Source organism: Xanthomonas sp. SI, from assembly GCF_014236855.1.
In the GTDB taxonomy this organism is placed as follows: domain Bacteria; phylum Pseudomonadota; class Gammaproteobacteria; order Xanthomonadales; family Xanthomonadaceae; genus Xanthomonas_A.
Window position 1 is genome coordinate 1,628,764 of sequence record NZ_CP051261.1, and the last position, 9,945, is coordinate 1,638,708.

At 70.9% G+C, this 9,945-nt stretch carries 11 protein-coding genes; 3 read left to right on the forward strand and 8 right to left on the reverse strand.

Annotation, left to right across the window (positions count from 1 at the left end):
• Nucleotides 1–108 precede the first annotated feature (108 nt).
• Genes purN through purM form a run of 4 tightly spaced genes read right to left on the reverse strand, consistent with a single transcriptional unit; the run spans nucleotide 109 to nucleotide 2,873 of the window.
• Nucleotides 109–762, reverse strand: coding sequence for a phosphoribosylglycinamide formyltransferase (gene purN, locus HEP75_RS06840; RefSeq protein WP_185825902.1), 654 nt, complete (start codon nucleotides 760–762; stop codon nucleotides 109–111).
• The gene (locus HEP75_RS06845; RefSeq protein WP_185815738.1) at nucleotides 759–1,205 is read right to left on the reverse strand and encodes a hypothetical protein; all 447 of its coding nucleotides are present in this window, start codon (nucleotides 1,203–1,205) and stop codon (nucleotides 759–761) included. Before HEP75_RS06845 ends, purN begins: the two co-directional genes overlap by 4 nt.
• Before the next feature lie 10 nt (nucleotides 1,206–1,215).
• Nucleotides 1,216–1,842, reverse strand: coding sequence for a DUF2238 domain-containing protein (locus HEP75_RS06850; protein WP_185825903.1), 627 nt, complete (start codon nucleotides 1,840–1,842; stop codon nucleotides 1,216–1,218).
• 5 nt (nucleotides 1,843–1,847) lie between these two features.
• Nucleotides 1,848–2,873: a phosphoribosylformylglycinamidine cyclo-ligase gene (gene purM, locus HEP75_RS06855; protein ID WP_185826525.1), complete on the reverse strand. Its 1,026-nt coding sequence runs from the start codon at nucleotides 2,871–2,873 to the stop codon at nucleotides 1,848–1,850.
• A 128-nt stretch (nucleotides 2,874–3,001) separates the two neighbouring features.
• On the opposite strand from purM, the gene HEP75_RS06860 reads away from it, so the two are divergent.
• The 3 genes from HEP75_RS06860 to hda are packed head-to-tail and all read left to right on the forward strand — an operon-like array spanning nucleotide 3,002 to nucleotide 6,002.
• Nucleotides 3,002–4,120 (forward strand): DUF2066 domain-containing protein, encoded by a 1,119-nt coding sequence (locus tag HEP75_RS06860; RefSeq protein WP_185815740.1) that lies wholly within the window; start codon nucleotides 3,002–3,004, stop codon nucleotides 4,118–4,120.
• Entirely contained in the window at nucleotides 4,117–5,286 is a 1,170-nt protein-coding gene (locus HEP75_RS06865) for an AI-2E family transporter (protein ID WP_185825904.1), read from the forward strand. Before HEP75_RS06860 ends, HEP75_RS06865 begins: the two co-directional genes overlap by 4 nt.
• Nucleotides 5,283–6,002, forward strand: a complete 720-nt coding sequence (hda, locus tag HEP75_RS06870; RefSeq protein ID WP_185822642.1) for a DnaA regulatory inactivator Hda — start codon at nucleotides 5,283–5,285, stop codon at nucleotides 6,000–6,002. The genes HEP75_RS06865 and hda overlap by 4 nt, the downstream gene beginning before the upstream one ends.
• A 90-nt stretch (nucleotides 6,003–6,092) precedes the next feature.
• Here hda and murU read toward each other — a convergent pair whose 3' ends face one another.
• The 4 genes from murU to HEP75_RS06890 all read right to left on the reverse strand — a co-directional run bounded on the left by murU (nucleotide 6,093) and on the right by HEP75_RS06890 (nucleotide 9,896).
• Nucleotides 6,093–6,836 carry an N-acetylmuramate alpha-1-phosphate uridylyltransferase MurU gene (gene murU, locus HEP75_RS06875; RefSeq protein ID WP_185825905.1) on the reverse strand — a complete coding sequence of 248 codons (744 nt, stop codon included), beginning with the start codon at nucleotides 6,834–6,836 and terminating at the stop codon, nucleotides 6,093–6,095.
• A complete protein-coding gene (locus HEP75_RS06880; RefSeq protein WP_185822644.1) occupies nucleotides 6,833–7,861 on the reverse strand; it encodes a phosphotransferase in 1,029 nt (342 codons plus the stop codon). Before HEP75_RS06880 ends, murU begins: the two co-directional genes overlap by 4 nt.
• Before the next feature lie 83 nt (nucleotides 7,862–7,944).
• A complete protein-coding gene (locus HEP75_RS06885; protein WP_039956005.1) occupies nucleotides 7,945–8,214 on the reverse strand; it encodes a GlsB/YeaQ/YmgE family stress response membrane protein in 270 nt (89 codons plus the stop codon).
• A 191-nt stretch (nucleotides 8,215–8,405) separates the two neighbouring features.
• A complete protein-coding gene (locus tag HEP75_RS06890) occupies nucleotides 8,406–9,896 on the reverse strand; it encodes a M20 family metallopeptidase (RefSeq protein WP_185825906.1) in 1,491 nt (496 codons plus the stop codon).
• Nucleotides 9,897–9,945 lie beyond the last annotated feature (49 nt).

Here is a 9,945-nt window from a genome sequence, read left to right on the forward strand (position 1 = left end):
CGGCTAGAACAGCGAACTGACGCGGAAGGGGCTTCATGGGATCGGCTGCAAGGGAAGGGGGTTGGGGCGCGGATGCGCCGCAGCGGGATTGAAGAAGCTGCGGCGTATTCAGGGAATCAGCATGCCCTGGCAATCTAGGCGCAGCGGACTAAACCGGCACTGACCGTCGAGCCAGACGCTGCCATCCCGTTCAGCCAGGCGTCCGGCCGCGGCCAATTGCAGCACCGCGCACAGCAACTGGTGCTCGCGCGGCAGCAGGCGTTGCGCCAGGTCCTCCGCGCGGTCGCCGGCCTGCACCGGCACCCGCGCCTGCGCGATCACCGCGCCGGCGTCCAGTTCCGGCACCACGAAGTGCACGCTGGCGCCGTGTTCGGTGTCGCCGGCCGCCAGCGCCAGCGCGTGCGTGTGCAGGCCGCGGTACTTGGGCAGCAGCGAGGGGTGGATGTTGAGCAGGCGGCCGGCGAAGCGCTGCACGAAGCCGGCGCCGAGGATGCGCATGTAGCCGGCGCAGACGATCCAGTCCGGCTGCACGGCGGCGACCGCGTCGCCCAGCGCCTGGTCGAATGCGGCGCGGTCGGGGAAGCCGTTCGGCGCCGCCGACCAGCGCTGCGCCGGCGCCACCTTGGCCAGCGCCTGCGCCTGCGCGCGGTCGCTGAACACCCCGACCACCTGCGCGTCCAGCGCGCCGGCGGCGATCGCATCGAGCAGGGCCTGCAGGTTGGAGCCGCGGCCGGAGACCAGCACCGCCAGGCGGATTGTCATCGGCGCGGGTCCCGAAACAGCGCGGCGCAGGCCGGGCGCTGCAGCGCCAGCAGGGTCCACACCCCCAGCGCGGTGCCCAGCGGGAAACCGAAACAGCCCAGCGTCGCGGCGGCCTTGCACAGCGTCAGCTGGCGGCGCCGGCGCAGCGCCAACGCGGCGGCCACGTTCGCCAGCAGCATCACCAGCCCCAGCGCCAGCATCACCGAGAACATGACGATCACCGCCTGGCCGTTGCTCGCGTCGTGGGCGCTCTGTCCGGCCGCGGTCTTGGCCGCTTCGTAGTGGATGCCGAAGGCCAGGAAGCCGCCCAGGAACAGGACCGACAGGCCTTGCAGCCACGCCATCACCGCGTACAGGGTCGCCAGGGTGCGGACATCCGATTCGGCGCGCAGGGACGCCATCCGATCCAGGTCCGGGGTGGGCAGGGGCGGGGGCAGCGACATCGTGCGGTCTCTAGCGCGTCAATGGGATGGGGTGGCCGGCGCGCCGCCACGGCCAGGCGCTGGCGCAGCCCAGGGTGGCCAGCAGCATGTCCATGTGCGCGTCCCACGGATCGCCCTGCTGGCCGTTGTAGGACTCGGCCTGCTCGGGCGACAGCAGCAGTGCGATCAGCCATTCCAGCCACTCGTAGAGCAGGCTGGCGCACATGATCGCCATCGTCGCCAGCACGAACGCCTGCCGCGGCGAAAGCGCCGGCCAGCGCTGCCGCGCGTACTCGCGCAGCGCCGGCGCGAAGCACACTCCGAACAGCAGGTGGATCAGCCGGTCGGTGTGGTTGCGCTGCCAGCCGAACGCGGCATTCGGCGACCAACCGCCGCTCAGCGTGCGCAGCCACTGGTCGTAGGGCACGTTGGAATACAGCCAGTGCGCGGCGATGTTGTGCACGCTGATGAACACGCAGATCGCGGCGAAGTGCGCGCTGCGCAGCGGCCAGCGGCGGTCGTGCCAGACCAGCCAGACGATGCCCAGCACCGCCAGCGAACTATGCATCGCCTGTTCCGCCGGCCACAGCGGATGCACCCAGCTGGCGGCGAACACCGCCAGGGTCAGCGCCAGCCAGGCGCGCTTGCCCGCCGCCATGCGGCTCAGCCGATGTGCACGCGTTCGCCGGCGCCGGCCGCCACCACCGCGCCGATCTGCCAATGCGCCAGGCCCAGCGTGTCCAGGCTGCGTTCCAGCGCGGCGACCTGGTCGGGCGCGGCCACCAGCACGAAGCCGATGCCGCAGTTGAAGGTGCGCCACATCTCGCTGTCGGCGACCGCGCCTTCGCGCTGCAGCCACTCGAACACCGGCGGCAGGGTCCAGGCGCTGGCACGGATGTCCAGGCCCAGGCCGTCGGGGATCACGCGGATGATGTTCTCGGTCAGGCCGCCGCCGGTGATGTGCGCCATCGCGTGGATGCCGTCGGCGTGCGCGCCGCGCAGCAGCGACAGGATCGGCTTGACGTACAGCGCGGTCGGCGCCATCAGCGCGTCGGCCAGGGTGGTGTCGCCGAGCTGCAGTTCGGCCGGGCGCCCGGCGCGGTCGTAGATGCGGCGGACCAGCGAATAGCCGTTGGAGTGCGGGCCGGAGGAGGCGATGCCGATCAGCACGTCGCCCTGGCGCACCTTGGCGCCGTCGAGCAGCTGCGACTTCTCCACCGCGCCGACGGTGAAGCCGGCCAGGTCGTACTCGCCCGGCGGGTACATGTCGGGCATTTCCGCGGTCTCGCCGCCGATCAGCGCGCAACCGGCCAGTTCGCAGCCGCGGGCGATGCCGCCGACCACCGCCACCGTGGTCTCCACGTCGAGCTTGCCGGTGGCGAAGTAGTCCAGGAAGAACAGCGGCTCGGCGCCCTGCACCAGCACGTCGTTGACGCACATGCCGACCAGGTCGATGCCGATGCTGTCGTGCCGGCCCAGCTGTTGCGCCAGCTTCAGCTTGGTGCCGACGCCGTCGGTGCCGGACACCAGGACCGGCTCGCGGTACTTGCCGGACAGGTCGAACAGCGCGCCGAAACCGCCCAGCCCGCCCATCACCTCGGGGCGGAAACTGCGCTTGACCAAGGGTTTGATGCGTTCGACGACGGCATTGCCGGCATCGATGTCGACGCCGGCGTCGCGGTAGGTCAACGGGGCGGCGGCGGGGGTCTTGGGAGTGGTCACGGGCGGTGGCGTCGGCGGAAAGACGGCGATTTTAACAGGCCGCATTGGCGCTACGCCCGCATTCGGGCAACAATTCGCCCCGGATACGCCGAGCAATGGAACCTTCGATGCGCCGCAGCCTTGCCTTACTCCTGTCTTTCGCGCTGTGCCTGCCCGCCGCGGCCGCCCTGGCCCAGGCCGGTCTGCGCACCGAAGGTGACGTCGCCGGCGCGCAGAGCCCCTACGACGCCGAGGTGCCGGTCAACAGCCAGAGCGAGGCCGACCGCAATGGCGCGGTGGCGCGCGCGTTGGGCGTGGTGCTCGGCAAGATCTCCGGCGACCGCGCGGTGATGTCGCGCCCGGGGGTGACCCAGGCGCTGCGCAACGCCAAGAACTTCGTCGACAGCTACGACTACCGCCAGGACCAGGGCACCTCGCCGAGCGGCGCGCCGACCTTCCGCACCACCCTGATCGCGCGCTTCCGGCAGAGCGACGTCGACGGCCTGGCCGCGGCGCTGGGCCTGCCGCTGTGGCCGCAGCCGCGGCCCAAGCCGGTGCTGTGGCTGGCGATCGATGACGGCAGCGGCCCGCGCCTGGTCGGCGTGCAGCAGTCCAATGCCGCGCGCAGCGCGCTGGACCGCGCGATCGAGCGCGGCTACCGGCTCGGCCTGCCCACCGGCAGCGCCGCCGAGCAGGCGCTGGTCGGCGCGATCTGGCGCCAGGACACCGCCGCGGTGGCCAGCGCCTCGTCGCGCTACAGCCCGCCGATGCAGCTGATCGGCAAGCTGTACCGCGGCAAGTCCGGCGGCTGGACCGCCGACTGGGTGTTCGTCGACAGCGGCAAGACGTTGTCCAGCTGGTCGGCCAGCGACGCCGACGCGCGCCGCGCGATCGCTGCCGGCGCCGACGGTGCCGCCGACGCGCTGGTCAAGCGCTACGCCAAGGCGTCCAGCACCGGCCCGGCCGGCGTGTACAGGGTGGTGATCAGCGGCATCCGCAGCGCCGACGACTACCTGCGCGTGTCCGCGGCGCTGCAGAACACCTCGGTGGTGCGGCGCATCGTGCCGATCCAGGCCAGCGGCGACCGCCTGGAACTGGACCTTGACCTGCTCAGCGGCGTGTCCGGCCTGAACCGCATGCTCGGCGCCGACAGCCCGCTGCAGCCGGTGACGGTGCCGGTCGAGGGCGGGCCGATCATCCTCAACACCGAGCGCACGGAGTACCGGCTCAAATGATGCTGTCCCCCGAGGCGGAAATCGCCCAGTTCCTGCGCCGCCTGAAATGGGCCGCGGTGATCCTGGGCGTGCTGTGGGTGATCGCGCTGCTGGCGCCGATTCTGACCCCGTTCGTGCTGGCGCTGCTGCTGGGCTGGCTCGGCGATCCGCTGGTCGATCGCCTGGAGCGCGCCGGCCGTTCGCGCAACATGGCGGTCACCCTGGTGTTCGTGCTGATGGTGCTGTTGCTGGTGCTGGCGCTGCTGATCCTGGTGCCGATGCTGGAGCGGCAGATCGTCACCTTCATCGACGTGCTGCCGCAGGCGCGCGACTGGTTCACCGGCACCGCGATCCCGTGGGCCGAGCAGAAGACCGGGCTGCAGCTGATGGCCTGGCTGGATCCGGAGCGGCTGATCGAATGGATCCGCGGCCACTGGCAGCAGGCCGGCGGCGTCGCCGCGACCTTCTTCGGCTATCTGTCGCGCTCGGGCTTCGCGATGGTCACCTGGGTGGTGAACCTGGTGCTGCTGCCGATCCTGACCTTCTACTTCCTGCGCGACTGGGACATCCTGGTCGAGCGCGTGGCCGCGACCATCCCGCGCAACCACGTCGCCACCGTCGGCCGCCTGGCGCGGCAGTCCAACGACGTGCTGGGCGCGTTCATCCGCGGCCAGTTCCTGGTGATGCTGGCGCTGGGAGTGATCTACGCCGGCGGGCTGAGCCTGATCGGGCTCAACCTGGGCCTGCTGATCGGCATCGTCGCCGGCCTGATCAGCTTCATCCCGTACCTGGGCGCGACCACCGGCATCCTGCTGGCGATCCTGGCGGCGCTGGTCCAGTCCAAGGGCTTCGACCTGCAACTGATGATCCTGGTCGGCGTGGTGTTCACCGTCGGCCAGTTGCTGGAAAGCTACGTGCTGACCCCGCGCATCGTCGGCGACAAGATCGGCCTGCACCCGGTGGCGGTGATCTTCGCGGTGATGGCCGGCGGCCAGCTGTTCGGCTTCCTCGGCATGCTGCTGGCGTTGCCGGTGGCGGCGGTGGCCAACGTGCTGCTGCACTACCTGCACGAGCAATACCGGCAGAGCGAGCTGTATGCGGGCGACAAATCGGCGATCCTGCTCGATGGCAGCGCCGAGCGCGCGCCGCTGATCGAACTGCCGCCGCGTAGCCCCGACCAGCCGTGAGCGTGCCGCAGCTGCCGTTGGCGTTGCGCTATCCGCCGGAGCAGCGCTTCGATCGCTATGTCGGCGCCCCGGCCGGGTTGCTGGCGCAATTGCAGGCCGTCGCCGACGGCAGCGACGTGGACTGGATCTACCTGTCCGGTCCCGCCGGCACCGGCAAGACCCATCTGGCGCTGGCGCTGTGCGCGGCCGCCGAGCAGGCTGGGCGCAGTGCCGCCTACCTACCGCTGCAGGCCGCATCCGGGCGCCTGCGCGACGCGCTGGAAGCGCTGGAAGGCCGCGACCTGGTCGCGCTGGACGGGCTGGAGGCGATCGCCGGGCAGCGCGAGGACGAAGTGGCGCTGTTCGATTTCCACAACCGTGCGCGCAGCGCCGGGGTGACCCTGCTGTACACCGCGCAGGCGATGCCCGACGGCCTGGCGCTGACCTTGCCCGACCTGCGCTCGCGGCTGGCGCAATGCACGCGCATCGCGCTGTCGCCGCTGGACGATGCCGGCCGTGCCGCGGTGCTGCGCGAGCGCGCGCAACGGCGCGGGCTGGTGCTGGAAGATGCGGCGATCGACTGGCTGCTGACCCATGCCGGCCGCGACCTGGCCGGCCTGGTCGCGCTGCTGGAACGCCTGGACCGCGAATCGCTGGCGGCGCAGCGGCGGGTCACGGTGCCGTTTTTGCGCAGGCTGGGAATGGGGAGTGGGGAATCGGGAATGGGGAAAAGCTGAGCACGCCCGCGTCCGCATGAAGCGGCTGGCGGCAGGCTTTCCAAACCCGGATTCGATCGCCGTGCGCGCTGGGCGTGAAGTCGCTGGAACTCAGCTTTTGCCGAATCCCGAATCCCGAATCCCCAATCCCGGCGCGCGACCCAGCTCTCCATCCAACTCCGCCAGTCGCTGCGGCGTCCCCACATCGGTCCAGCGGCCGCGATGGTGCAGGCCGTGGATGCGGCCGGCGGCCATGTGCGCACGCAGGATCGGCGCCAGCGCGAAGCGCGGTGGCGTGGCGTGGTCGGCAATCGGCGTGGCGAATGCCGCCTGCCAGTCGCGCAGCAGCTCCGGCCGATAGACGCCCACGCCGGCGTAGGTCAGCAGCGGCGCGCCGTCGCTGCGCAGCGTGGCATCGGCATGCAGCGCGAAATCGCCGTGCGCGGCGTAGGCCGGCGGATCGACCAGCGCCAGTTGCGCCAGTCCGGCCGGTTCCGGCGCCAGCTGCGCGAAATCGAAATCGGTCCAGATGTCGCCGTTGACCAGCAGGAACGGCGCCGGCCCGAGCAGCGGCAACGCGTGCAGCATGCCGCCGCCGGTCTCCAACGGCGTGGCGCCTTCGTAGGAATAGGCGATGCGCAGGCCGAACGCGCTGCCGTCGCCGAGCGCCTGCGGGAACTGCTCGGCCAGCCACGAGGTGTTGATCACCACCTCGCGCACGCCCAGCGCCGCCAGCTTGCGCAGGTGCCACACGATCAGCGGCGTGCCGCCCACCGCCAGCAACGGTTTGGGCGTGCGTTCGGTCAGCGGGCGCATGCGTTCGCCGAAGCCAGCGGCGAAGATCAGCGCCTTCATGCGTCGGCCGCCGCGCGTTGCGCCAGCGCCGGCTTGATCCGCGTCTGCAGCAGCTGCGCCAGCGGTTGCAGCTGCGGGTGCCGCGGCAACACCTCGTCGAGGTAGCCGATGAAGCGCGGCACGTTGTCCAGGTACCAGGCCTTGCCGTCGCGATAGTTCAGCCGCGCGAAGATGCCCAGGTTCTTCAGGTGCCGCTGCACGCCCATCCAGTCCGCATCGCGCAGGAACTGCGCCAGCGGCGGTAGCGCGATCCCGGCCTGCAGCGCACGCGCGTGGTAGCGCGCCAGCCAGCCATCGACCCGCGCCAGCGGCCAGCTCACCGTGGTGTCCTTGAACAGGCTGATCGGGTCGTAGGCGACCGGGCCGAGCACGCAGTCCTGGAAATCCAGCACCGCCGGGCCGTCGGCGACCGGCATCAGGTTGCGCGGCATGAAGTCGCGGTGCACCAGCACCCGCGGCTGCGCCAGCGCGTTGTCCATCAAGCGGCGCTGCACCAGTTCGAGCGCGTCGAGTTCGGCGCAGTCCAATGCCAGGCCCAGGTGCCGGCGCAGGAACCACTCTTCGAACAAGCCGGCATCGCGCTGCAGCAGCGCCTCGCCGAACACGCCCAGCTCCGGCGGCGGCGCGATCGCCTGCAGCCGCAACAGTTGTCCGAGCGCGGCATCGAAGTGGGCATCGGCCGAGGCGGCGTCCAGCGTCTGCGCCAGGGTCGGTCCGCCAAGATCCTCCAGCAGCAGGAAGCCGGCCTGCGCGTCCTGCGCCAGGATCGCCGGCACGCGCACGCCGCCTTGCTGCAGCAGCGCGTGCATGCGCAACCACGGGCGCACGTCCTCCAGGCCCGGGGGCGAATCCATCAGCACGCGGCTGGCGCCGGCACCGTGGCTGCGCCAGTAGCTGCGCCAGCCGGCGTCGATCGACGCGCGCTGCAGCGTCGCCTGCGCGTCGCCCAATGCGGCGCGCGCCCAGTGCTGGCGTTGTACGGCGCGCAGGTCCGGCGCGTCGGGAAGATCGGTGCTGGAACTCATCGGGACGCTGCGGCGGACATTGGCCGCACAGCGTAAACGTGCGGCGTCGGCATGGCGAGCCGTGCCGGTGCCGCGGTGCGGCCTCAGCGTTTGCCGAGGAACAGCCGCAGCAGTGCGAGCAGGGCGATGGCGCCGAGCAGCGCGCCGAGGAAGCCGGCCGGTTCGCCGCGGCTGTACCAGCCCATGTAGTGGCCGAACCAGCCCGCCACCAGCGCGCCGGCGATGCCGAGCAGCACGGTGAACAGGCAGCCGGAGCGGCCGCCGCTCGGACCCAGGAAGCGCGCCAGCAGGCCGACCACGAAGCCGACCAGGATGACGTACAGCCAGCTGTCGCTGCCGAACAGGTTGTGCATGGGAGCGTACCGAACGTGGAAGTGAAGCGGATCGTGCCAGATTCGCCCGCCATGCGGTGTGGATGCAGGCGCGGCCGGCGATGTCCTTTAAGCGGCCGTGCAGGCGCGGCTCGCGCACACGCCGTGGCGACGCACCAACGCGGGCAGGGCTCGCAGCTTGGCGGCCGTCGTCGCCGACGGCCGCCGCAGGCTCAGCAGCAGCCGTGCCCGCCGTGCTGCTCGCCGCCGGCCACCGCGGCGCTGCCGGTGGTCTCGCCGCGCACGCTGGCGGCATGGTGCTCGGCGATCACCTTCGACACGCAGGCGGTGACCCGCTTGCCCATGGGGATGTGCAGGAACTCGTTCGGCCCGTGCGCGTTGGAATGCGGGCCGAGCACGCCGGTGATCATGAACTGCGCGCCGGGGAACTTCTCGCCGAGCATGCCCATGAACGGGATCGAGCCGCCTTCGCCCATGTACATCGCCGGCTTGCCGAACGCCGCCTGCGAGGCGGCCTCGATCGCGTCGGTCAGCCACTGCGACTGCGCCGGCGCGTTCCAGCCCGAGGACGACTTCTCCAGCGCCAGCGACACCTCGGCGCCGTACGGCGGATCGCGCAGCAGCACATCCTTCAGCAGTTCGCCGGCGCGCTTGCCGTCCAGCGTCGGCGGCAGGCGCAGCGACAGCTTCACCGCAGTCTCCGGGCGCAGCACGTTGCCGGCCGAGGCCAGCGGCGGCAGGCCGTCGGCGCCGGTCACCGACAAAGCCGGGCGCCAGGTGCGGTTGAGCACCAGTTCGGTCAGGTCCTCGTTCATCGGGGTCATCCCCGGCAGGAACGGGAACTTGCTGTAGACCTCGTCGCCGAGCACCTCGGCGACCTTGCTGGCCTGCGCCAGGCGTTCTTCCGGAATCTCCGAATACAGGCCCTCGATCTTGATCTTGCCGGTGGCTTCGTCCTCCAGCCGCGACAGCAGGTCGCGCAGCACGCGGAAGCTGGACGGCACCACGCCGGACGCATCGCCCGAATGCACGCCTTCGCTGAGTACCTTGACGCTGAAGTTGCCGCCGGCCAGGCCGCGCAGCGAGGTCGTGCACCACAACTGCTCGTAGTTGCCGCAACCCGAATCCAGGCACACCACCAGCGACGGCTTGCCGATGCGCTCGGCCAGGTGGTCGACGTAGGCGGGCAGGTCGTAGCTGCCCGATTCCTCGCACGCCTCGATCAGCACCACGCAGCGCGCGTGCGGGATGCCCTGGTCCTGCAGGGCCAGGATCGCCGCCAGCGAGCCGAACAGCGCATAGCCGTCGTCGGCGCCGCCGCGGCCGTACAGGCGGTCGCCCTTGAGCACCGGCGTCCACGGACCCAGGTCGTCGTCCCAGCCGGTCATTTCCGGCTGCTTGTCCAGATGCCCGTACAGCAGCACCGTGTCCGCGCCGGTCTCCGCACCGGTGGCCGGCACTTCCAGATAGATCAGCGGCGTGCGCCCTTCCAGCTGCACCACCTCGACCACCAGGCCCGGGATGGCCTGCGCGCGCGCCCAGCGCTCCATCAGCCGCACCGCATCGTCCATATAGCCGTGGGCGACCCAATCGGCATCGAACATCGGCGATTTGTTGGGGATGCGGATGTAATCGACCAGCTGCGGGACGATGTCGTCGTCCCACTTCGCGCTCAGGAAACGGTCGATCTTGGCATTGTCCATCGTGGAACTCCGGGATTTGTCGCAAAAGAGATGGCCGCCATTCTACGCC